The following is a 23,764-nucleotide window of genomic DNA, read 5'->3' as shown; positions in this document are numbered from 1 at the left end:
CTTACTTCGGCAGTAGATCTTTAACCAGCAATATTTGCAAATGGTTTTTTGTAATAATGATTTTCAAATTGTTGAATTAGATTTTTCTCTACTTCTCTTGGATCCTCGGTGATCAATGTCTTCCAACAGATTTTTAATTTTCGATTGTTCTTTAGTTGCCAGATTAAACGCCCTCCCCAATGGCCTACCGGCTGTCCTTGTCCAAATTTCATAAATTGTCTCAATCGTTTTTTGAGAGTTGCGTCAGAAGCGCCTCCACCAGCTTGTCCAATGTAGACCACCAAAGTTTTTTCTACCCACTTACTTTGGAGATCTGGGACTGATACAGTAGGATTTTTACCTTTGAAATGTCCGCCAACGCTCTGCGAAAGAAATTCAGGGTTTAGCTCATCTGTTAATACGAAATAAATTCCTTTTCTCTCTGGGACATTTGTACAGTTATTATTCATAAGGGATTGGATTTCTTCGAAGCCAAAGAAACCAGCTGATTTTATTTCGGTAAGATTATCGAAAAGCATATGAACCTTTCCAGATAAAAATAAGTTTGTTAAAATTATTTGCCTTACCCACCAACTCGGCGCTTAGGAAGGATTCTTTGCAGGACTTGCTCATAGTGTCAGCAACTTTCCAATCATTACTGTTTAAAATAACAATTAGTCTAATCTAAGTGAAGTATTTTATTTGAGAATTTTCAAAGCAGGCCTAAAAACCTGAAGGCCGGAATTTCTTAAATCAAATTAAAAAATTTCAATAAATTTTCGGTATAAGAATCCTGTAATGACTTACCAAATAATTACAGTAGGAGTTCTTATTGTCCTGGGAAGAGCTATACCCGATAGTAGCTGATCAAGCATATTGGGCGGTGATGCGATATGATCCAAGACGAAAAGATAAAATTCAAGAACTAGTTTGCCAGAGCTATGAAAAGTTCATCCGTGATAAAGCATCCGAGAAGGAAATTAAGAAACAGGATTACAAGTGCTTTATTACTCAGAGAGCAAAGGAAGTTGACCAGAGAAGCTTCTGCAAAAAAGGTTACGGAGGTACATCTACTATTGATCCACTTTCTTTCTATAGAAGAAGACCTGATGTTGAAACTGAAATTGTTGAGTTTGATGAATGGATGACAAATAAGCCTTGGAGAAAAGAAGCAGTTGAAGAACAGATGTCATTCAACGTGGACTTTAAGAACTGGCAAGCAACATTAACCACACGGGAGCATACCATACTAACCCACCTGATTCAAGGATACAAAGCAAAAGACATTGCTGAAATCCTTCACACCACATATCAAGCCGTAAGAACCATCATCAGCAAATTAAAACAAATGTTCCTGGAATATTTTCGTCTGGAAGAATTCGCTTATCCTTAATCGCTTTTTGCGGTTGAGGATTTTTAAGTTAAAAATTTTTTAGAAAGAAACGATGAGAAAGGTAGCAAATAAAATGCGAGTGGATAGAAAAAAAGTAATAGGATACGCAAAGCTGGCAGGTAGAATAGTTTTTGAACTGGTGACGGTTGTAATTCTTAAACGATGGAAAGGAAAATGGCTTTGGAAATAAATTTTCTCGATGAACTTATTCAGCAGGCAGAACAGAAAGAAGAACAGCAGACAGAGGCATACTTTGATCTGCTGCTTCTTGCTGTAAAGAAGCTCAGTTCACAGATTGAGTACAACTTCCACGAAGCTGAGAAGGAATGTTCTATGATCAACAACTTCGTTCTTCATAAGAACACACAGCTTCAGGAACGCATTAAATGGCTTGAGCTTAAGCTTGAGGCATTTATCAGGGAAAGAGGAGAAAAGACAATCGCTCTTCCGAACGGAACACTTAAGATGCATAAGAAACCTGATAAAGTTGAGATCGAGGATCTTGAGCTGTTCCTAAAGAAAGCAAAACCCGAGATGTTAACAGTTGTTCCTGAGCAGGTTAAGCCTGATCTGAATAAGATCAAAGCTTACATTAAAACAAAACCTGTTCCTGCTGGAATAAAACTGATCGAAGGCAAAGAAGAATTTAGCTATAAACTAAACGGAGAAGAAAGTAATGGCAGAAAGAAAGAAACTGGAGCTCGAACTGAACAAGAGCCAGACCTTAGAGCTGTTGTTTGATGAACCGATTTCAGGACAAAGCAGATATGGTCCTTACTGGATGTACACACTGAAAGAACAGAGCGGTGAGGAAGTCCTGTTCTTTGCACCTGAAGAAGTAAACGAACAGATCAAGACCTTGAAGAAGGGTGACAGATTTGAGATAACCAAACTTGCCGAGCAGAAAGGAACAAAGATCGTAACGAAGTATGACGTTAAGATTAAACAGCAGATACCAACCAATAACAACCATCAGGTACAGAAAGACAATTACTTCGATGCGATGTTGTCGTCCTATCAGGATGCACTGAAGATTCAAGAGCAGCTTAATGGTATGGTTGATGTGAACAGGATAGCAATAACTCTGTTTATTGCAAGAAGTAAAATCACTCCCAACGGATACAATTAGGGAGTAAAATATGCCAGAAGAAATCTATGTGTTCATTGAAAACGGCAGAATTACAGAGATTAAAACTGAAACAAAGAATATCAAAATAATAATCATCAATCTAGATATACGAAAGAAAGGTGAAGAACCAATAATCGAGTTCTATGAAACAGAGCTAAAAAAAAGAGAGTTCTCACTAAACTGAAGGACTTGTTCAGACTGTTCAAACTTTAATGCCAGGCAACTTGTCTGGCATTTTTATTTATTTACAAAGGAGTTGCAATGAAATATTTATTTGCATTAGTGTTTTTACTCTTCATCAGCTGCAGTTCATCAAATGAAATAAGCTGGACTGAAGATAATGAATATGTTATCATTCTGCTGAATGAAATTAACCTGCAAGTTGAAACCTATTATGCAGAGATAACTCTTGAATCAGGTAGAAGAATAGCTATTGAACTTGGACTGCCAGATGAAGTTAGAAAGTTCAGAATAAAAAATAACTTTGGAAATTTTAATGATATCAAGCTGTACACCAATCTTGATCTGGAATAAGGAGGGTAAGCCTCCTTATAGCTCAAAAATTTCAGAAAGTTATTCGTGCAATTGGATTGAATGATAAAATTCATTTTCTTTGCGTCATTCTTTTGCTTCGTTGTTGGTTCAAAGAGGAGTTTCCTTATATGTGGTCAAAGAATTGTTAGGGCATGAAAATTTGATTACTACACAAATTTAATCACACTTGCTGAAACAGAATTTAAGGGAAGCGGTGAATTTACTTTAGGGATTGTAATTAATTCATACTTTTTAGGTTTACCAAGGAAAATGACCCTTTCTAAACTTAATAAGCTAACTAAATTACTCTGTAATTTTCCTAATGTTTTGTGACCGATATTCTTTTCTTTCTTAAGTTCGTCATAATTAATGTTTAATAGATCATAAATGATCTTGAGTTTTTTCTTTTCATTGATGTACTCATTGATTTTCTTTGGTATTTCGATACAAGATAAATCTTTATAGACAAAATTGAAGTTTAATCTTGTGGTTCTAAAAAATCCCTTAATGAAGGGAAAATATGTAACCACAATGTTACCTTCAAATTCTAAATTTCTAAAAAAGTCTCTCATATTGTCTAAATGATCTATAATTATTTTTCGTGATTCTACAATTGTTCTTATTCCAATATTTCTGCAGCGTATGATTTTACTTAATTTAGTATTTAATAATTTTTCCAAAGATACAATACCTTGTTTATGAGCAAAACACTTTAATCTGAATGGCAAATCAATGCTATTTATTTTTATTTCTGTCAATAAGGTATTTTTTAGGGTAATGGCATCCTTCTCACAAAAAAAATTTGATCTTCTTACAAGTTTAACAATATCTTCAAAGCTATTAATTCCGGTAGTATCCATTTTAACTTCTCACTTTTTAGAGTATTCTGAACCTTCCATCTAAAAAATCATTTGGATTATTCGGATCAAAGTATCCTTCTTCTTTATCTGCATATGCAGCAGGATTATTATCAAAAACTTTTTTGCAGGTTACACAACAGAAATAATATTTCTCGTTTTTATAAATACTCATACCTTTTGCATCGTCTATATTAATTCTTTCGCCACACACAGGGTCTCTTTCCCAATCAACTTTATTAGGATTTTTCTCACCCTTTTTGTTTTCAGGAATGCTATCAATATACTTATCCATATTTTTATCGAACTCCTCTTTACAAGTCTCACAACAGAAATAGTATTTCTCACCATTTACTTCACTTACCTTACATCCTTCAGTAGTTATTAGGTACATCCCGCAAACAACATCACGTATAAAATTTTTTTGATTCATTTTATCATCTCCTTTTTATAGAGAAGGACTGCAAAAGAATTTCATTGCACAATCAATTTGCCCTTTACCATCCCCATTCCACACTGAAAACCATATTCACCTGGTTTATCAATTTTCAATTCAACCGGAATAGTTTTGTATGGTGTAAGTGTTGCTCTTTTATTGAAATCCGAAAAAACGACTTCTTCTGTGCAGGCAGCAGTTTCTTCTCTTATGAAATTTAATTTAATTGGTTTGCCTGTTTCAAAAATTAGAACATCAGGTGTGTATCCACCTTTCACTTTTATCACTGCTTCCTGAATTCCGCCTTCTACAGATTGGACTTTTACAGCTTTCTTTTCTGAGAACCAGAAATACCAGGCAACCCAGATTGATAATCCAAGTCCACCAATTATTACTAATATTTGATCAAGCGCCATTTTTATTCTCCTTACTTCAATTTTGGTTTAAATCTTCTTAAACGATTTGCATTTGTTACAACAGTTACAGAACTAAATGCCATAGCAGCACCTGCAATAAGTGGTGAGAGTAACAATCCCAAAAACGGATAAAGCAACCCGGCTGCGATAGGTATTCCCAGTCCGTTGTAAAAGAATGCACCGAAAAGATTTTCTTTTATATTTTTCATCGTAGCTTTTGAAAGCTGAATTGCAAGCACAACACCTTTAAGACTTCCTTTAATTAAAGTAATATCAGATGCTTCGATTGCAACGTCAGTTCCGGTTCCGATAGCCAAACCAATATCTGCCTGAGCTAATGCTGGTGCATCATTTATTCCGTCACCAACCATAGCAACTATCTTTCCTTCATTTTGCAGTTTCTGAACATTGAACGCTTTATCTTCCGGCAAAACTTCCGCGAGAACTCTATCAATACCAACCTGCCTGCCGATTGCATTTGCAGTCCTTGTATTATCGCCGGTTATCATTACTACTTCCAATCCCATTTTTTTAAGTAATGCAATCGCTTCTTTTGAATCCGGTTTAATGGTATCTGCAACAGCAATAATTCCAGCAGCTTTATCATCTATTGCAATAAACATTGGTGTTTTACCATCATCAGCAAGTTTTATACTTTTTTCTTCCAGTTCACCAAGATCTACAGAAAATTTTTTCATCATCTTTAAGTTGCCAAGAAATATTTTCCTTCCATTAACATTTGCTTCAACTCCGTGGCCGGGAACTGCATTAAATTCCTTCGGATCATTGAGCGTTAGATTTTTATCATCCGCTCCTTTCACAATTGCCTCTGCCAAAGGATGTTCCGAAAATCTTTCAACACTTGCACTAAGTGCTAACACTTCATCTTCTTTAAAACCATTAGAAGTAATTACATCAGTAAGCGATGGTTTTCCTTCTGTTATAGTTCCTGTTTTATCTAAAACTATTGAATCTAATTTTTGTGCAGTTTCTAATGCCTCACCACTTCTGATTAGAATTCCGTTCTCTGCTCCTTTACCAACTCCAACCATTAATGAAATTGGTGTTGCTAGTCCAAGTGCACACGGGCAGGCAATTACAAGAACTGTAACAAAAACGATTAAAGCATAAATTAATTGCGGAACAGGACCAAATACATACCAGATAACAAATGAAAGAATCGCAAGAATCATTACTGTTGGAACAAAATACCCGGAAACATTATCCACCACTCTCTGGATTGGGGCCTTTGAACTTTGGGCTTGTTCAACCATCTGAATAATCTGAGCAAGAGCAGTATCCTTTCCAACTTTTGTTGCCTTAAATTTGAATGAACCGGTTTTGTTTATAGATGCACCAATTACTTCATCGCCAATATGTTTCTCAACCGGTATTGATTCTCCCGTAATCATTGACTCATCAACTGTTGAAGAACCAGCTGTAATCTCTCCGTCAACCGGTATTTTTTCGCCAGGTCTTACAATTATTATATCATCAAGAACAACTTCTTCAATAGGAATATCTAGTTCTTTTCCATCACGCAGAACTCTTGCAGTTTTTGCCTGAAGCCCGATTAACTTTTTAATAGCTTCTGAACTTTTTCCTTTTGCTCTTATTTCCAATGCCATCCCAAGAACAACTAGAGCAACAACTACAAACACAACATCAAAAAAGACATCGGCTAATTCTTCAGAAGGAAATATTCCGGGAAATAAAACAGCGACTGCAGAATAGAGCCAAGCGGCAGAAATTCCGGTTGCAATTAATGTGTGCATATTTGCCGATCTGTTTTTGAAAGCAGCCCACGCCCCTGTATAAAATTGCGAACCCGACCAAAACATAACCGGCAAGCTTAATAAGCCAAGCCCTATCCAAATGTAAGTAAGCAGCTCAGTTCCTTTTTGAAATTGTTCCGGTAATCCCCATAAATCTGGATAGCTGAAAAGAATTGCAGGTAAGGAAAGAATAGCAGCAAAAATAAATTTACTCATCAAAGTTTTATATTCTTTTTCACGTGCAAGCTGGTTTTCATCAACGGGTTCGGCGGTAGTCTTTTCCTTTTCTTCTGCTTTTTCCATTTTAACACTTGCGGTATCAAAAGTTTTATAACCAAGTTTTTCTATTACATTTTTTATTTCATTAATACATACCAGACCGGGAATGTAATTTATAATTGCAGATTCAGTTGCTATATCAACACTTGCAGAAATAACACCGCTTTTCTGTTTCAGCTCTTTTTCAATTTTTGAGACACACGATCCGCAATACATTCCTCTTATTCCTATTTTCAGAGTTGATTGTCCTGTCTGATAGCCGGCTTTTTTAATTGCCCCGATTATCTCTTCAGTATTTGTCTCACCGTTCATATATTCAACGTGTGCCATCTCTGTTGCATAATTAACACGAGCTACTCTAATACCAGGCAACTTCTTTACTTCTTTTTCAATTGTATTTACACACGAAGTGCAGTGCAAACCATTTATTGGTAAAGTAAGTTTCTCTATTCCATCACTAGTTGTTCTATATGACGGCTCAACTTTATTCATCTTTTCAATGTAACTGTTCGGATCGAGGGCAAATTTATTCTGACAGTTTTCAGAACAGAATTCATATCGTTTACCGTCCAGATCAATATAATATTCCGAGGGTGTCTTCACCTCCATTCCGCATACAGGATCGTGTACCATTTTATCAACTTCCTTTCATTAATCTGTTATTTGTTTTTCTGGTGATGAGATTCGTGTTTTGATTTGTTCTTTGTCGAATCCTTCATCATATCGTGTTTCATCATTCCCTCCATCATTCCTTCACCGTGCATCATCTTCATCATCATCTTATGCATTTCAGGATTATTCATCATCATCTTGCACATCTGCATCATTCCTGTTGAATCACCTTGCGTATGTTCCATCATTTTATCCATCATCTGCATTCGCATAGTGCTGTCGTCAGCAATTTTGTCCATGCATTTCTGCATATTTTCATCCTGCATCATCATTTTGCTTTCTTTCTTTTCTATCGGTTTTTCCTGTGCATTTATCGAAGTCGCAAATGTGAAAAGAAAACCAAGAATAAATACTGCGATCAAATTTTTTTTAAGCATTTTATCACCTTTTAATTTTAGTTTATTGATTGTCGTTTTAAATATGACAATTGAGATGCCATTAAAAAGTTGTTATTATGGCAGATAACAAAGGTTTTCAGCTTTGGAAATTTAAGATATTTAAAAATATTTAAATATGTTAAGCGTTTAGATGAAAATAATTTTGGTTATTCGCATATCTTAAATCTGAAACAATTTGTATTTAACCAATATTTATTTCTATTTCTACTTTTGTCCAGGTTTGATTCTATGTTTAAGCAAGACTATCAACGGCTTTTTTTAGCTTTGTTCTTATTTCTTGTGCAATTGAAGAAAGATTAACATTATCCACAGCTTGCATCGATGATACCGGATCAACTGCAGCCACTTCTGTTTTGTTTTCCGATTGTTCGATTACAATTACATTACAAGGCAGCATCGTTCCGATCTTATCTTCTGCTTGTAGTGCTTTGTAAGCATAAGGTGGATTACAGGCACCAAGAATTTTGTATTTCCTAAAATCAACATCTAATTTTTTCTTTAAGGTCTCCTGCACATCAATTTCAGTTAAGATACCGAAACCCTCCTGTTTAAGAGCAAGTTCTGTTTTGTGAAGTGTGCTCTCAAAACTATCTTTTACAATTTTACTAAAATAGTAAGTCATTTTTTTCTCCGATTTTATATTGAAATTTATTTCTTGTTATGTATAATGAACATTCTAAGAATATCATACCATAAATATCTAACCTGGTAAGAATGAAACCCGCAATTAACTATATTATTTTGGGTATTTCGATTTATGTTAAAACCAAACAGCCTTAAAGTCAAAGGGTTAAGTAAATCCATCAGTGCTCCAATTATTTTGGTATCACTTCTGACGTGTTCTAATAGAATTATTTTCCCATCATCTTTGCAGATTCGTTTAATTTCTCTCAGCCCTTTAATAGGATCCGGGACAGAACAAAAAACATAAGAGGCAATAACTGTATCGAAAGTATCGGCTTCAAAGTTAGTCGCCTGAATATCTGTTTGCATAAATTTTGTGTTTGGTCTGTTACTATATTTTTTTATTGCTTTCGAAAGCATTCCCTCGCTAAAATCAATTGCTGTTAAGTCAATATTATCAGGATAATATTTGATATTTTTCCCGGTACCTACTCCGACTTCCAGCACTTTACCGCTGCAATGTGCTACTAGATCTTTCCTCCATTTACCCAAAAATATTTCCATAGGCAATTCAAAAAAATCATAGAATTTTGAATATCTATTATATCTATGTCTTATAACCTGAGTGTTATTAATTTCTTTCATTCTATATCAATACATTTAAAAATTCAATCTAAACTTCAGTTATTCTTTATTTTTTTAAACATCAACGCATATTGGTAAAATAATAAAATAGATGTGCTTGACAATTTTATCATGCTCATTAGTTTTGATAATAATGCTGATGTCCCTGTTCTTTTTTCTCATTTCTTTCTTGTTGTGATTCATCATTTTGCTGTCTGTGTTCTTTATGCGAACCATGTGAATGCCCACCGCAGCCGCCCATTCCACCGCCGCCGTGAGCGCCGTGCCCTCTATGCATAAAAAACATTATTGCTGCAAATATGATTATGTATATTAATGTTTCAGACATTTTCTCATCTCCTTTATCAAACTAACTGAAATTCATTATTATCTTTTCTAACTCACTTTTGATACAAAAATCTGATCTCCTTTTAAACTTACATTGTACTGAGTTAATGGTCTTGGCGGCGGTCCCGATATATTAATTCCATTTAAATTATAATGCCCATTGTGGCAAGCACACCAAATATGCTGAAAATCATCCCGATATTGTACAGTGCATTCTAAGTGAGTACATATTGCAGTAAATGCCCGTAATTCTCCTTGCGGTGTATTTATAAGAATTCCGGGTTTATTACCGAAACGAAAGATTTTTCCGCTGTTTGGTTTTAGTTCTCCTACTGTACCAGCTATCACTGAGGTTGGGATTGGCTCAGAAGATTTAGGTGGGATTAAAAACTTCACAACCGGGTACATAACGGAAAAAGCAAATGCTGTAAAGCTTCCGCCAAGAAAGAATTTAAGAAAATTTCTTCTTGTTCTATTATTATCATTTTTTTTCATTTTATAATCTCCGATTCCAACTAACCTATATCTGATGATGCGTGCGCAAGCTTACCGTGCCGGCACCAAACGCAATCGCAGTGCTCGTGCATACACTGTTTATCTATCAATCTTGTTTTATACCATCTCTGTGCAATCGGATAAATTAATCTTTTGCTGAACGAAGTATTGTAATGTTTTCTTAAAGCGGGAATAACATCATCAAGAGCTTCCATTTTTTTAAGCAAATATGAATATCCCTTATTGTATAAGTGAGCAAACAGCCATCTGTTTGCCAGAGAAGTTTGAAGTTTTGGATAAAGATATGCTTTGCAAAGCTCATCATAATTATTTCTTTCAATAATGCTTCTTGCGGCATAATAACCGGAAAGCATTGCATACTTAATTCCAAATCCCCAAAGTGCATCCTGGAATCCGGCATTTTCACCAACATATAATATCCTGTTATCTTTAGAAATTTTAGGCTCATTGAAGAAGTTAACAAACCCACCAAACTCCTTTGGTTCAACAATATCAATGTCTATTACTGAATTTAATACACGCAGCGCTCTATCATAGTATAACTTTTCATTCTTAAAATCTTCAAACATACAGGTCGCAAACGTTGCTTTTCCATTGTTTACTAATAGGTAAGCATAAGCTTTTGGTGCAATTTTATTGTTAATGAAACCTATAAACTGATTTTTGAGTGATGTTTTAAACACCATCCCTTTTGCAATTGCATCTGCTGCTTTTGGTCCTGTGCCAACTATTGCAGCTTGACTATCTACTGAATCTAATTTCCTGCCCCAAAGAATATTCACCCCCGCATCTTCAGCTTGCCTTCTTAATCCCTGATCAAGTGAATTTCCGTTTGACCCTCTTTCAACTAAATAGAAAAGCGAACGGGATGTTTTTACCTGAATCTTTTGAAGTTTTGGTCCATAAAATAAGCCATCGCTTCCCGAATAAGGATGACACAAGAAATTAATTTTGATGCCGATCCGGCTTAATACTTTCAACGTATCTTCTTCATCAGACCAATTCTCCAGCCCCTGGAAATCACCGTTAAATCTTAATCCTACATCATTGTTTTGTTCAAATAAATTAACATCGTAGCCATTTTTAGCCAGAGAAATCGCTGCTGTTAAGCCACCCGGACCGGCACCCACAATTGTTATATTTTTGTTACTGTTCATAAACAATTTTTTTAAGTTTAAATAACATAAAATCATACACTCATACATTCATACTTTGGATGATTGAATGATTGAATGTTTGTATGGATGTATGAATTTTATTTTGTCTGCATCAAACTTTTAGTGATGGTGATGTTTATGCTCATTTCCATCGTCTTTTTTAATATACTTTTCAGGATTGTTCTGAAACTGAACCATACAAAGTGCACTGCAGAAGTAGTACGTCTTGCCTTTGTATTCGTACTTTTCCGCTTTGGAAATATCTTTTATTTCCATTCCGCATACAGGGTCGTGTGTCATAATGTTTTTCCTTTCTATTTTTAATTGATCTATTTGTGATTTCAATCCATTACAAAACAAAATCAACTTTATTACCTTCAGCAGTTTTCATCAGCCAATCTTTAGAAGCATCTGTCATTGAATTTGTATGCGATAATATTTTAGCAACATCATTGATAAAAAATTCTGCAATGGGTTTAGTAGAAAAAATTGCTGGTTCTTCGAGGATGTATTTATTTACCATAAGATGTCCTAAAGAATATTCAAGGAACTCCATTTCAAAGCCAAAATATTTTCCGATTGTTAAAAACATTGTTTGTTCATCTTCATTCCCGCAATTATTTTTTCTGATTATTGCTGCAAATCCTCTTAAGAATTCACTGCGGTCTTTATAAGCTATTTTATCTATATTCATTTTACTCTTCCAGTATTTAATTCGGTGTTACATTTGAACGCTCAAAAAGCTGCTGCCATTTTCCTTTTACCGGAATAAACATCGGCACATTTTGCTTGTATTCGGGATATGCTTCTCCAAACTTTTCAATTGTCTTCTGTTCTTCCTTTCGGGCGAGCCGGTAATACGCATATATAATAATAGGAAACAATCCTACGGAGAATAATGTTGGCCAATGAACAACACCTTCCCCGAAAAGCGCGATAAATAATCCAGTATATTGAGGATGTCTAACTATACTGTATAATCCACTGGTTGCAAGCCGGTTTTCCTGATGAGCTTTGTAAAGTTCCCGCCATCCTTGCAGAAAAATACCAAAGCCCAAAAAGAGTAAAATATAACCGGCTATCATAGAGATCATCATACCAGTTTCACCAACACCCAACAAAGTGGACCACAGATTTGCATTTAAGTAAGTACGATCTAATCCAAAGAATCTGACAAGTAGGTATATTGTAAGTGGAAAGCCGTACATCTCTGCATATAATGCAATTATAAACGCTTGAATCAGTCCTGCTCCTGTCCACTCCCGCCACGTTTTCGGAGCGAGATATTTATATAACAGCCAGGATGCTATAACAATGAAAATCAGTGCAAGCGCCCAAGCACCTGAATGTTCTATTCCTCTTTCCATATCGTAATTCCTTTAAATTATTTTCGCTTAATAAATGATCTCATATTTATTACAATACATAGATTATTTACAGCAGCCGTGTCCATTTTTATGACTATGACCTTGATTCTGATTATGCACTACGGGTTGTGGTTTAGGTTTTCTTAAGTTAAAGTAAAAATAAACACCTAAGAAAATCACTATAGTTGTTATTATTAACCAAAGCATTTTAAGTCTCCTTTCTTGATTAGATTTAATAGTTCCAAAAGCTAAGCCAAAAGAAATGTTAGATTTTTTAGAATAATGGAAGGTTACTCTTGTATGATTTTTAAAGAATTTAAATTCTATTAAATATCTTAAGTATGACCTACTGCAAACCTGAAATTTTGCTATTGGATTCTTCCTGTGATATAACAGAGATTTCTGTTAATGAGTTTCAAGTTTAGGTGAAACCATTTTGAATGCTAATGTCGTTACAATCAGAATTATGTATAAAAATAATGCTGTATAAACAACAAAATTATACCCTGCAAGTATTGCAATTGCAATTGTGAAAATTGAGCCGATAAATCCTGCGATTCCCGATACACTTAATAAAACCGCTATACCATTTTTTATTTTATGTTCATTCATTTCTGCTAAAAGCAAAGGGAATGGTACTCCAATTATTATTGCCGGGATAAAGACAAGCAGAAACAAATAAAATTCAGGAACTCTTGGTTCTAAATTTGGTAATATTAAAAATGCCTCAACAGCAAGAATTAAAATTATTCCAATAACAGCCAATCCTATTATTCTGAGATGACTTTGTTTTATTAAGTTGGAAAGATAGCTGCCAGCTCCATTCCCAATTAAAAATGCAAACAACAGCAACGAAAATGATTTTAAAGGATTATTTAACTGTAGATTCATTGCCTGGAAGAGATACGATTCACTAAGTATGTAAGTAAAACCGAGCAGAAAAGATATAATGGTTAAGGTTCTTAAATTTTTCCTGCTAAGTTCAGTTTCTTTATGAGTGTTGATGCTCAATCCCCAATCCTTTTTAAACATATAAAGAGATAGAACCAACAAAATAATTCCAGCAAAAACCAACACATTTAAATTGTCTGGCAGCCCTAATTCATAATTAAAAAAGAAGGGAGAATTATCTGTAACCGGGTGAAGATTTATTGATGCTTTCTCAGTTAGATCGTGAAAGCTGTATTTATTATTTGAAACATCATAAAGAACATTATCAAACATACTCCATTCAACTTTTTGCCCATAAACTATAGTGTCAATTTTAACTTGTTTCGAAAATGGAAAGAATGAAACACCTCTGTCAAATCCGGCTTGATGCGAAATAAAATGCCGCTGCTCAATTTTATCTTTATTGAAAGGTGTTTTCTTAATAACAAGCAAAGGCATCATTCCCTGGTCTGCGACATAAAAGTAATTGGAAGCTTCGGGATTAGTTATACCGGATTTATTTTGCAAATCCAGATAATTTGAGATAATCTTGTAAGTTTCTTCCCTGTTGTGCGTAGTAAAAACTATTCTTCCTTCTTCGGTTAGTATATGCAAATAATCTTTTAAGGCTTCCTGTGTAAATAAATAGTTCTCTGTAAGGTTGACAAAATCGGTTGAGCGTCCACCTTTAGTAATAGGGATAGTAAGAAATATTAAATCATATTTGTTTTTTGTATTTCTTACAAAATTTCTTCCTTCACCAACAATTACATTGATGTTAGGTTTTCCAGCAAAGGTAGTTTTGTTGTATTTCTTCATAAAATCAACAAAGGTGGGATTCACTTCTACCGCATCTATCTGCTTTGTTTTACCGAAATAAGCAGCGGCAATATCAATACCTCCGCCAGGACCAATAATTAAGGCAGAATCTTTTTCATTATCTTTTAGAAAATTAAACTCAAAAAACATATTTGAATGCATCAAGGTATGAAACAATTTTTCTTTATCTTTTTCTAATTCAGAAATGTTTACTACTTGTGTTCCCGCAGCACCATCAATAAACATTGACATTGAAGTTGTGGAATCGGGATAGATAAATTTTACAAGGTCGGTTCTTCCAAATGAATTCCATTTACTTTCAATAGTAGTTGTTTTAACTGAAGGATTGCTCTTTAATCGCAGTAAATCTTTTTCAGATGATGTGGCAATATTTATTTCAATATCGGGAGTTAATAAAATCAGGTAAAGAGACGCGAGTACTATGGAAGCTGTTGTTAGAATAAATCCTTTTCTTTTAACAAGCGGAATGGAAAGAATGGAAGCAATTGAAAAGATAATCAGAATTATTGCGAGAGATTGAACAATGCTAAATGTGTTTAGTAAAAATAAACCAAGCAAAGAACCTCCGGCAGCACCTATCATATCAAACGCATAAAGTGTTCTGCTTTTTTCTCCGTTGGCTTGAAATATTAAAGCAGTAATAATTCCTACTAAAAAGAAAGTAACGCCTGCAAGAAGAATATAAATGATTAAACCAACCGAGCCGCTTCCGACGCTTTCAATAGAAGGTAAAATAAAAATTGCAGAAATGCTTACCGGAAATAATAATTGGAGAACAATAAAATATTTATTATAAGATAAAGAGTTTTTTGCTGCCAGGCGTGAAGCATAAAGCTGTCCTAAAGCAAGGGCGAGTATTGCAAAAGCAATAATTATAAGAACAAAATGATATGCAAGCACGTAAGAAAATATTCTTGCAAGTATTATTTCAAAGCTTAAAGCAGAAAGGGAGAGAAGAAATATTATCCAGTATGGTTTTACCTCTTTTGTCATTTTAGTTATCCTTAATCATTTATTTGCTTAGGACTGACTCTTTTATCAAACCAGTGGTAAAAAACCATAAAGAAATAACCCATCACCCAGCCCCATAAAAACGAAACTGCAATTCCTCCAATAGTATTGATTAGGCTAACAGAATTAAAAAATGGAATGAACGGTTTGATTAGTACAGAATAATCTTCTCCACCAAAAATCATCTTTATTGCTGCAAGAATAAAAATAGCCGCTGCAAATACTCCGGTTGCAACTCCAAAATATTTTTCGTCATACTTCTTTCCTCTCGACACTTCAACTGAAGAATTATCTTGGGAAGCAAGTTCTTTCTCAGATTTTTTTAATTCGGATTTTTCAAAAAAGTTTAGTGTTTTAGAAAAGATGAATGCAGTGTATGCACTGTAAATCAGTATAGCTCCAATGCCAACCAGATAGCTGATAAAATTTAATCCTGTAAAGCCGGGAATAAGCAGCTTCCATAAACCAAGCATTTGATATTCAGCGGGAACAATTAAATCATATATTAAGCAAAGGGTAAAAAGAATAGAAACATAAACAACAAATGTTAAGAATAGAGTTTTAAATCTTACAATAACTGGTTTTACTTCTATCTTATGCTCACTTACTTTTTTTCTTGCTAAAAGATTATAGGCGGGAACAACAATATAGCCAATTAAATATGAGCCGAGAGAAACTTCAAGCAAACCAATTATAATGCTTAATGAATCTAATCCACCGAACCAGGGAAGAATTATCTCCCATATTTTGTGCATATGCCAGAAGCCATCAATACCAAGACTTCCAAGAATAAGCTTAACACCAATGCACACCACGTAAAAAACCGTAAAGATGTAAAACAATGCACTTGCTATCGGATATGGTTCTAACTTTTTCATAGCTAATTAATCTCCATTGTCATTTAATTATATTGTTAATAAACTTTTTGGGATCTTTCTCGAATTCAGACTGGCAAAGCGGGCAGCAAAGGTAATATGTTTCTTTCCCGTATTTTATCTTAGCATAAGCTTTGTTTGGATTTATCTTTCTACCGCAAACAGGATCCCTCAAAGAATTGCTTTTGTTATTCACTTTTGCACCGTAATGTTTTATTTTTAAAATGTTCTAATTAGAAAAAGACAAGATGTGTGCCCTAAATCATTTTTGTTAAATTAACGTTAAAGCAACGATTGAAGAAAAAAAGATTTAAGAAGTTTAAAAATATTTAAAGATTTTAATAATGACTTTTATATTTACTTACATAGCATTACTGTTAACCCACTCAATCTTCGACCTTGATTTAACTCAGACTATTTTTCTTGCATCCACATTGCTTGCCGCCATAGGATTAATAGTAATTATATATTCGAGAAATCGTGAGTCTGTTAAAAGCCGGTTGTTCATTTTGATTCTGCTTTTAGTGATTGGCTACTTAATATCTCACGCATTTCATTTTTTGATAATGCATTCATCGAATGTTACAATACTTGATAACTCCTGCCATTCGTTTCTGCTGATGATTATTGTGGCAGTTACTTTTTTTACGTGGAACTTTCCCGAACCCCGCAGAATTGGTGTTATTAAGAGTATGCTCATAATAATTCCCTCTGTTATTCTTTTGGGTTTATTATGGACCGGATATTTCATTGAAGAATCACACGCTCACGAGCATTCATTCACTGTTAAATATTCTTCACTTTATCCGGTATTTTTATTATGGTATGCTTTGCTTGTTGCAATAAACTTTTACTGGTTGATTAAAAGGTATAACACGGAAGAAAATTCGATTCAGAAGAAACAAATTCTTTTGCTGTTCTTAGGTTTAATCATAACAAATCTTGCATCTTTTATATTTGGTTTATTCCTTCCCTGGTATCTCGGTTTTTATTACTTAGTGGAAATCAGTCCGCTTTCTTTTTTAGCCGGAGTTATTCTCTTTACAACAGTAGCCGTAAACAGATATGATATGTTCCGGGCTTCAATGCAAAGGATACATAACTTCAGCATATCAAAAAAAATTATACTTAGCGCTTCTGTTCTTGTACCTATTATTATTTTGTTGGTGCAAGTCCCTTTAATGAGATTTATTTTCCAGCCGGAGAGTAACCGTGAGCTGTACAGGTTATTTATTATTAGTGTATTTGGTGGAGTTGTTGTAAGCATAATCATTGCCTTTGTTATTGTTAAAATCATTTCAAATCCTTTAAAGATGTTGAAGAATAAAGCCCACGAAATAGAAAAAGGCAGCTATGGCATAAAGATTGAGTTTTCTTCTAATGATGAGTTCGGTGAATTAACAGAAGCTTTTAATAATATGTCTGAAACATTAAAAAATAATTCCTCTGAATTGAGGAGCAAAGAAGAGAGGATTTCTTTATTGCTGAATGCTTTTGAGGAATCTTCTGCCGCAATTGCTATTGTTAATGAAGATTTCAGAATAATAGAAGCCAATCACCAGTTTTGTCAAATAGTTAAAACCGACAGGGAGAAAATAATAGATGAATATTTAGTTGACGTTCAATTTAAAGGTGAATTAAATGAATATTTCACTATGATAAAAAATGAACTTCAGCTTTATTCAAAATTCAGAGGAGAGTTGAATTATGACAATAAGATTCTTTTAATATACGTTACGCCATCTTCAACGGGCAGCAAGTTTAATGGATATTTATTTATCGAGGTTGATATAACAGAACAAAAGAAGCTGGAAGAACAGTTGGTCAAATCAGAAAAGCTTGCAGCACTTGGTAAAATGGCTGCAGTACTTGCCCACGAAATAAAAACTCCTTTAACTTCTATTAAAATGAATACAGATATCATTGCTGCAGAATTAAAGTTAAACAAAGATGAAAAAGAAAATATTGCGATTATTCAAACCGAAATTAACCAGCTTAACAATTTAGTTAAAGATGTTTTGCAGTTTTCCAGGCAAATGGAATTAGATATTTCTGAATTTAATTTATTTGATTTGGTCGAAAAGATTAAGCACCAGCTTAATAGTAAATTAAAAAGTAAAAACATTTCTTTACTTAATAACTTAGGTAAAATTGATTTGATGGCTGACAGGCAAAGATTAACGCAGGTATTTTTAAACTTAATTGATAATTCGATTGAAGCCATTAGCAGCAATGGTAAAATAGAATTGAAATCATTTATTGATGAAGATAAAAATAATGTTCAGATTCTAGTTATAGACAGCGGCACCGGTATAAGTGATGATATAAAAGTGTTTGAACCATTTTACACTACAAAAACTTCAGGCACCGGTCTTGGATTATCAATAACACAGAAAATTGTTGAACAGCATAAAGGAAAAATAAATTTGGTCTCCTCAAAACCAGGTGAAACTATATTTGAAATTGTGTTTCCATTAAATGAATTAAATAAAACAGAAAAAAATAATTTTGTACAATAGAACAGCTATGAGTGAATTAAATAAAGAAAATAGCAGCTTCAAAATACTTGTTATTGATGATGATGAATCAATAAGAAAAACATTAACAAATTATTTAAAGAAACTGAACTTTAATGTCTATTCAGCTTCTAATGGTTCTGAAGGAATTGAAATTGCACAAAAGGAAATTCCGGATTTAGTGATAACCGATATTAAAATGCCAAAGGCAGATGGATTTGAAGTTTTAAAGAAAGTAAAAGAAATTGATTCGCACATTCACGTTATTATGATTACCGCTTTTGATGATATGAGCAGTACGGTTAAAGCAATGCAGCAAGGTGCTTATGATTACATTGAGAAACCGCTTGAGATAGATAAGCTGAAAATTACTATTAGCCGTGCTCTTGAAAATAAAAAAATGAGCGAGCAGCTCACTTCATTTATTACTGTTGAAACTGAAGAATATCAGTCAGAGAATACCCTTATTGGTAAATCTTCAGTTATGAAAGATGTTTATAAAAAGATAGGGCAGACTACAACAAGCCGAGTAACAGTTCTTCTCGAAGGTGAAAGCGGTACAGGAAAAGAGCTTGTTGCAAGGGCAATTCATTACAGCGGCATTACTAAGGATAAACCCTTTGTTCCCGTTAACTGTACAGCTTTAACTGAATCCCTTCTCGAAAGTGAATTATTCGGTCACGTAAAAGGAGCTTTCACCGGTTCCATACGCGATAAAAAAGGTAAATTTGAACTTGCCGGTGAAGGTACAATTTTCCTTGATGAAATTTCTGAAATATCTCCTAATCTGCAAGTTCAGTTATTAAGAGTTTTACAGCAAAAAGAATTTGAACGTGTTGGAGGAGAAACTTTAATCCCGATAAAAGCAAGAATAATTGCAGCTACTAATAAAGATTTAAACGCACTTGTAAGCGATGGAGAATTTAGAGAGGATTTATATTTTAGATTAAAAGTAGTATCAATTAACCTTCCACCTCTCCGTGAACGTCTGGATGATGTACCTTTTTTGGTTAGCCATTTTCTTGCAAAGATTAATAATGAACTTCATAAAAATGTTACTAAAGTACCTGAAGATGTAATGGAGATGTTAAAAAATCATTACTGGGTAGGGAATGTAAGAGAATTGGAAAACACCTTAATGCAGGCAGTTGTTCTCTCAAGTGATGATATTCTTAACAAGGAAAATATACTTTTAAGAAAGCCCGAACCGGGTGAAATTAAGGATGAAGTTCAATTTATCACACTTGCTGAAAATGAAAAAAATCATATTAAAAAAGTACTCGATGCCGTTCAGTGGGATAAAAACAAAGCATACAAAATTTTGGGCATTTCGCTACCGACTCTTTACAGCAAAATTGAAAACTATAAGCTGTCACCGTTTGATGATAAGTCCCCACAATAATTTCTAATGTTGACATTTATGCACTTCGAAAGTAGTATGAACAATCCCAACTTCAGGCAATATTTCTTTCTAATAATACGATAGTTTTGGACTTGATGTTACGACTGAAATGGCATCAGAATAAATCTCTGGTCCGAAAGACCACATATATGTCCGGCATCTGCAAGTAATGCCATCGAGTTGATCATCAAACCATAGAAAACTTCGACTAAGATGTAAATTACATTCAGTGTAATTCCAATTATGAAAGCTTTGTTGTAATTTATCGACTGATGGCTATGTGAATGATTGTGTTCCATTTTTTATCTATTTAAATATATTCAATTTATTCCAATAGATAATTAACCTCAACTTTTCTATTTTCGAACCAGCTATAAATTGATGAAATGAGCAAAGGTGTAAGCAGGATTGATGTCATCAATCCACCGATAGCCACAGTTGCAAGGGGTCTTTGTAACTCTGCACCAGCGGAAGTGGGAATTGCCATTGGAATGCAGATATAAGATGCTTATTAAAGAATAATTTCAATCAAATTTTATTTCATCACTCTCATAGCATTCAATATTGCAATAATCGCAACACCCATATCGCCGAACACCGCTTCCCACATTGTTGCAATTCCAAATGCGCCGAGAAGAATGAAGAATAATTTCACTCCCATTGCAAAACCAATGTTTTGCCAGACGATAGTTCTCGTCCGCTTTGCAACTTCAATTGACTTTACAACCTGCATTGGTGAATCGGTCATCAAAACTACGTCTGCGGTTTCAACTGCTGCATCGGAGCCGAGAGCACCCATTGCAATTCCAACATCGGCACGGGCAATTACCGGCGCATCATTTATTCCATCACCAACGAATGCGACTTTTCCATCTTTTGCTGAGTCAATTAGCTTTTCAATATGTTCAACTTTGTTTTCCGGCAGCAGCTCTGAATAATATTCTTTGATACCAAGCTTTATTGCAAAGACTTCAGCAGCGCTTTTGTTATCTCCGGTTAGCATAACGGTATCTACTTTTAATTTGTTCAGCGCAGTAATTGCTTCTGCAGCTTCATCTTTTAATGAATCTGATATTACGATATAGCCGGCATATTTTTTATTTACCGTTACGTGAACAACAGTTCCTTCAACATCACATTTGTCGTGTTCGATATTTTCAAGATGAAGCAGCTTATCATTTCCAATCAAAATTTCGTCTCCGTTTACTTTTGCCTGAATGCCGTGACCGGATATTTCTTTTACATCGCTTATTTCATTTTGCTGAATTTCATTCTGATAAGCTTCCAATATTGATTTAGCAATCGGATGACTCGAGTTCGCTTCTGCATAAGCAGCATATTTCAGAATGGCTTCTTCCTTGAATCCGTTGGCAGAAACTATTTCCGCAACTTTGAATTCACCTTTCGTTAACGTTCCGGTTTTATCAAATACGACGGTCTTAATTTTTGTGAGCGCATCCAAAAAATTGGAACCTTTAACAAGGATCCCTCTTCGTGAAGCGCCACCAATCCCGCCAAAATATCCGAGCGGAATGCTTATCACTAAAGCACAAGGGCAAGAAATTACAAGCACTACCAACGCTCTGTAAATCCAGTCAGTAAATGTTTGTCCGGCAAAAAACAACGGTGGAATAACAGCAAGAAGCAAGGCTCCAAATACAACTACTGGAGTGTAATAGCGGGCAAATGTAGTGATGAATTTTTCTGTCTCTGCTTTTTTACTGCTTGCATTTTCAACCAGCTCTAAAATTTTTGTAATTGAAGACTCGCCAAATTCTTTTGTTACTTTAATTGTAAGCAGTCCGCTTTTATTAATCATTCCCGCTAAAACTGTTTCGCTTTCTTTTACAGAACGGGGAACAGATTCCCCAGTGAGTGCCGAAGTATCAACAAAAGAATTTCCTTCGATAATATTTCCGTCCAAAGGAATTTTCTCTCCGGGCTTCACAAGAATTATTTGTCCGGGATGAACTTCCGTTGGCGAAACTCTTTTAACATCTCCATTTATTTTTATGTTCGCATAATCCGGTCTTATCTCCAATAATGCTTTCACTGACTTTCGTGAGCGGTTAACGGCAATATTCTGGAACAATTCCCCGACTACAAAAAACAACATAACGGCAACTGCTTCAGCCATTTCATCAATTGCAATTGCGCCAAGCGTTGCAATTGACATAAGAAAAAGCTCGTTGAAAACTTTTCCTTTTGCAATACTTCTTGCAGCACCCTTTAAAACACCCCAGCCGCTTATCAGATAAGCAGAAATAAAAACCAGATATTCTGCAAAATGATAAGGAGTGTTATGAATTTCTTCTTCGAAGATTAGCCCGACGGAAAGCAGAAGAAGTGCAAAAAAGATTTTTATCAATTCGTTTTTGTTCTCGGCAAGTTCATCTTTTATTGCAAACCTTTTAGCCGGCGGTGTAAGGTCATCAGTCGGTTCAACTACTTCCACTTCCGGTTCGATCTCTTTAATCTTTTGTTTTACTTCTTCTAAATCCGGTGCATCAATCTGTAAAGTCGAGTTTGCAAAATTCACAGAAACAAATTTAACTTCGGGCATCTTTGAAAGCCCTTCTTCAATCTTTGCCGCACACGATGCGCAGTCAATATTTTTAAGTTGATATTTTTTCATAATAAGTTACCTTTTAATTCTCGTTTTCTATCTAATAAAATATCCAGTTATTCCAAGAACGATTAACAAAACTCCAGTTATTGTTTTTTCGTGGTGTTCGAGAAAATGCGATTTAATTTTTCTTACGCCTTTCATTCCAAGCCACACAAGCAGAAGCATTCCGGCAATAGTAATTACAGTATAGATTATCGATACTGAAATTATTCCTTCCCAGCCGAGCTTGCCTGCAACAAAATAATACGCTTCTATTTCCAGACAAGGAGAAAAAAACATCGAGATTACCAAAGTAAGAATTATTGCAGCGGTAGTTTTCTTTCTTGTCCCTTCGGGATTAACATCATCAATATGAATTTCGTGAGAGTGATGATGGTAATGTTTATTTTCTCTAAAGCTCAATATAAGATAAATTATTCCAAGTAGTATCAGCAAGCTTGGAGCGATTACTCCAACAATGAAAGAGTAAGAATCCGATAGTTTGTACCCCAAAAATCCAATTATGATTCCGATAATTATTGTGCTAAGCGTGTGTGATAATCCAGCAATTGCAGTAATGCCCATCGTTGATTTTTCATTCCACTTTTCCGATTTGGAGAGAGCAACCAAAGGAATCCAATGATTCGGAATAGAAGCGTGAACTATGCTGAGTAAAAAAGCGCCTAATATTATTTGTGATAAACCAGTCATATCATAGCCCTTCATTTTACAATTGCAATCTTTGCAGCGGTAAGAGTATTTTCGTGCATATGCCCAAGCAATTCTACAACTTCTGCATCTGCAATTTCCGGCGGAATTGGTTCGTGAGAAGTAACTTTTATCTCAACATTGTTTTTATCCGCGGCATAAAAAGAAATGATATTTCCGTTAGCGTCTCTTTCAAACCCTTTGGCTTTAACAACAAATACATTTATCCCCTGGTTTATCTCACTTCCCGGGCTGAATTTATCGAATGAACCTATTTCACCGGTTTTGGCAAAATATGTAAAATACATTATTGTGATAACCACTATAAAAATTGCGGGCAAAATTAATATTGATAATTTTTTCATTGATT

The 23,764-nt window shown here is 34.6% G+C and carries 30 protein-coding genes; 8 read left to right on the top strand and 22 right to left on the bottom strand.

Annotated elements, in window-relative coordinates; all coding sequences use genetic code 11:
* Nucleotides 1-20: 20 nt before the first annotated feature.
* Nucleotides 21-518, bottom strand: coding sequence for a hypothetical protein (locus ROY99_10350; GenBank protein ID MDT3696779.1), 498 nt, complete (start codon nt 516-518; stop codon nt 21-23).
* A gap of 293 nt (nt 519-811) precedes the next feature.
* Between ROY99_10350 and ROY99_10345 the strand changes: the two genes are divergently transcribed.
* The 6 genes from ROY99_10345 to ROY99_10320 all read left to right on the top strand — a co-directional run bounded on the left by ROY99_10345 (nt 812) and on the right by ROY99_10320 (nt 3,035).
* Complete coding sequence (locus ROY99_10345; protein ID MDT3696778.1) at nt 812-1,372, top strand: LuxR C-terminal-related transcriptional regulator; 561 nt, start codon at nt 812-814, stop codon at nt 1,370-1,372.
* Nucleotides 1,373-1,424: 52 nt separating this feature from the next.
* The gene (locus ROY99_10340) at nt 1,425-1,562 is read left to right on the top strand and encodes a hypothetical protein (GenBank protein ID MDT3696777.1); all 138 of its coding nucleotides are present in this window, start codon (nt 1,425-1,427) and stop codon (nt 1,560-1,562) included.
* Nucleotides 1,547-2,113: a host-nuclease inhibitor Gam family protein gene (locus ROY99_10335; protein MDT3696776.1), complete on the top strand. Its 567-nt coding sequence runs from the start codon at nt 1,547-1,549 to the stop codon at nt 2,111-2,113. The genes ROY99_10340 and ROY99_10335 overlap by 16 nt, the downstream gene beginning before the upstream one ends.
* The gene (locus ROY99_10330; GenBank protein MDT3696775.1) at nt 2,106-2,501 is read left to right on the top strand and encodes a hypothetical protein; all 396 of its coding nucleotides are present in this window, start codon (nt 2,106-2,108) and stop codon (nt 2,499-2,501) included. Before ROY99_10335 ends, ROY99_10330 begins: the two co-directional genes overlap by 8 nt.
* 10 nt (nt 2,502-2,511) lie before the next feature.
* On the top strand, nt 2,512-2,685 hold the full coding sequence (locus tag ROY99_10325; GenBank protein ID MDT3696774.1) for a hypothetical protein: 174 nt from the start codon (nt 2,512-2,514) through the stop codon (nt 2,683-2,685).
* Between the two features lie 77 nt (nt 2,686-2,762).
* Nucleotides 2,763-3,035, top strand: coding sequence for a hypothetical protein (locus tag ROY99_10320; protein ID MDT3696773.1), 273 nt, complete (start codon nt 2,763-2,765; stop codon nt 3,033-3,035).
* A gap of 167 nt (nt 3,036-3,202) precedes the next feature.
* On the opposite strand, the gene ROY99_10315 is transcribed toward ROY99_10320, so the two are convergent.
* The 16 genes from ROY99_10315 to ROY99_10240 form a co-directional block, all read right to left on the bottom strand.
* A complete protein-coding gene (locus tag ROY99_10315; GenBank protein ID MDT3696772.1) occupies nt 3,203-3,895 on the bottom strand; it encodes a hypothetical protein in 693 nt (230 codons plus the stop codon).
* Between the two features lie 16 nt (nt 3,896-3,911).
* A complete protein-coding gene (locus tag ROY99_10310) occupies nt 3,912-4,325 on the bottom strand; it encodes a YHS domain-containing protein (protein ID MDT3696771.1) in 414 nt (137 codons plus the stop codon).
* A gap of 41 nt (nt 4,326-4,366) precedes the next feature.
* Entirely contained in the window at nt 4,367-4,744 is a 378-nt protein-coding gene (locus ROY99_10305) for a cupredoxin domain-containing protein (protein ID MDT3696770.1), read from the bottom strand.
* Nucleotides 4,745-4,755: 11 nt separating this feature from the next.
* Nucleotides 4,756-7,431 carry a heavy metal translocating P-type ATPase gene (locus tag ROY99_10300; GenBank protein MDT3696769.1) on the bottom strand — a complete coding sequence of 892 codons (2,676 nt, stop codon included), beginning with the start codon at nt 7,429-7,431 and terminating at the stop codon, nt 4,756-4,758.
* A gap of 26 nt (nt 7,432-7,457) precedes the next feature.
* Nucleotides 7,458-7,847: a hypothetical protein gene (locus ROY99_10295; protein ID MDT3696768.1), complete on the bottom strand. Its 390-nt coding sequence runs from the start codon at nt 7,845-7,847 to the stop codon at nt 7,458-7,460.
* A 253-nt stretch (nt 7,848-8,100) separates the two neighbouring features.
* A complete protein-coding gene (locus tag ROY99_10290; protein MDT3696767.1) occupies nt 8,101-8,490 on the bottom strand; it encodes a DUF302 domain-containing protein in 390 nt (129 codons plus the stop codon).
* 26 nt (nt 8,491-8,516) lie between these two features.
* Nucleotides 8,517-9,137, bottom strand: a complete 621-nt coding sequence (locus ROY99_10285; GenBank protein MDT3696766.1) for a class I SAM-dependent methyltransferase — start codon at nt 9,135-9,137, stop codon at nt 8,517-8,519.
* A gap of 118 nt (nt 9,138-9,255) precedes the next feature.
* Entirely contained in the window at nt 9,256-9,465 is a 210-nt protein-coding gene (locus ROY99_10280; protein ID MDT3696765.1) for a hypothetical protein, read from the bottom strand.
* A gap of 47 nt (nt 9,466-9,512) precedes the next feature.
* A complete protein-coding gene (locus ROY99_10275) occupies nt 9,513-9,959 on the bottom strand; it encodes a Rieske 2Fe-2S domain-containing protein (GenBank protein MDT3696764.1) in 447 nt (148 codons plus the stop codon).
* 20 nt (nt 9,960-9,979) lie between these two features.
* Nucleotides 9,980-11,137 (bottom strand): NAD(P)/FAD-dependent oxidoreductase, encoded by a 1,158-nt coding sequence (locus ROY99_10270; GenBank protein ID MDT3696763.1) that lies wholly within the window; start codon nt 11,135-11,137, stop codon nt 9,980-9,982.
* Nucleotides 11,138-11,257: 120 nt separating this feature from the next.
* Complete coding sequence (locus ROY99_10265) at nt 11,258-11,437, bottom strand: YHS domain-containing protein (protein ID MDT3696762.1); 180 nt, start codon at nt 11,435-11,437, stop codon at nt 11,258-11,260.
* A gap of 49 nt (nt 11,438-11,486) precedes the next feature.
* Complete coding sequence (locus tag ROY99_10260; protein MDT3696761.1) at nt 11,487-11,831, bottom strand: hypothetical protein; 345 nt, start codon at nt 11,829-11,831, stop codon at nt 11,487-11,489.
* A gap of 16 nt (nt 11,832-11,847) precedes the next feature.
* Nucleotides 11,848-12,504 (bottom strand): isoprenylcysteine carboxylmethyltransferase family protein, encoded by a 657-nt coding sequence (locus ROY99_10255; GenBank protein MDT3696760.1) that lies wholly within the window; start codon nt 12,502-12,504, stop codon nt 11,848-11,850.
* Between the two features lie 63 nt (nt 12,505-12,567).
* Entirely contained in the window at nt 12,568-12,711 is a 144-nt protein-coding gene (locus ROY99_10250) for a hypothetical protein (GenBank protein ID MDT3696759.1), read from the bottom strand.
* A gap of 198 nt (nt 12,712-12,909) precedes the next feature.
* Complete coding sequence (locus ROY99_10245; protein MDT3696758.1) at nt 12,910-15,267, bottom strand: hypothetical protein; 2,358 nt, start codon at nt 15,265-15,267, stop codon at nt 12,910-12,912.
* An 11-nt stretch (nt 15,268-15,278) separates the two neighbouring features.
* Complete coding sequence (locus ROY99_10240; protein MDT3696757.1) at nt 15,279-16,163, bottom strand: hypothetical protein; 885 nt, start codon at nt 16,161-16,163, stop codon at nt 15,279-15,281.
* 341 nt (nt 16,164-16,504) lie between these two features.
* Here ROY99_10240 and ROY99_10235 point away from each other — a divergent pair, with 341 nt between their 5' ends.
* Nucleotides 16,505-18,679: an ATP-binding protein gene (locus ROY99_10235; protein MDT3696756.1), complete on the top strand. Its 2,175-nt coding sequence runs from the start codon at nt 16,505-16,507 to the stop codon at nt 18,677-18,679.
* Nucleotides 18,680-18,686: 7 nt separating this feature from the next.
* A complete protein-coding gene (locus tag ROY99_10230) occupies nt 18,687-20,078 on the top strand; it encodes a sigma-54 dependent transcriptional regulator (protein MDT3696755.1) in 1,392 nt (463 codons plus the stop codon).
* 98 nt (nt 20,079-20,176) lie between these two features.
* On the opposite strand, the gene ROY99_10225 is transcribed toward ROY99_10230, so the two are convergent.
* Genes ROY99_10225 through ROY99_10205 form a run of 5 tightly spaced genes read right to left on the bottom strand, consistent with a single transcriptional unit; the run spans nt 20,177 to nt 23,759 of the window.
* Complete coding sequence (locus tag ROY99_10225) at nt 20,177-20,377, bottom strand: hypothetical protein (GenBank protein MDT3696754.1); 201 nt, start codon at nt 20,375-20,377, stop codon at nt 20,177-20,179.
* Nucleotides 20,378-20,403: 26 nt separating this feature from the next.
* Nucleotides 20,404-20,565 carry an efflux RND transporter permease subunit gene (locus tag ROY99_10220; GenBank protein ID MDT3696753.1) on the bottom strand — a complete coding sequence of 54 codons (162 nt, stop codon included), beginning with the start codon at nt 20,563-20,565 and terminating at the stop codon, nt 20,404-20,406.
* Between the two features lie 48 nt (nt 20,566-20,613).
* A complete protein-coding gene (locus ROY99_10215) occupies nt 20,614-22,713 on the bottom strand; it encodes a heavy metal translocating P-type ATPase (GenBank protein MDT3696752.1) in 2,100 nt (699 codons plus the stop codon).
* 27 nt (nt 22,714-22,740) lie between these two features.
* Entirely contained in the window at nt 22,741-23,412 is a 672-nt protein-coding gene (locus tag ROY99_10210; GenBank protein ID MDT3696751.1) for a hypothetical protein, read from the bottom strand.
* Nucleotides 23,409-23,759 carry a hypothetical protein gene (locus tag ROY99_10205; protein ID MDT3696750.1) on the bottom strand — a complete coding sequence of 117 codons (351 nt, stop codon included), beginning with the start codon at nt 23,757-23,759 and terminating at the stop codon, nt 23,409-23,411. Before ROY99_10205 ends, ROY99_10210 begins: the two co-directional genes overlap by 4 nt.
* Between the last annotated feature and the right edge of the window lie 5 nt (nt 23,760-23,764).

Source organism: Ignavibacterium sp. (assembly GCA_032027145.1).
Lineage (GTDB): Bacteria > Bacteroidota > Ignavibacteria > Ignavibacteriales > Ignavibacteriaceae > IGN3.
Note: the sequence above shows the minus strand (reverse complement) of the source record. Positions and strands in the feature narration are given on the sequence as shown.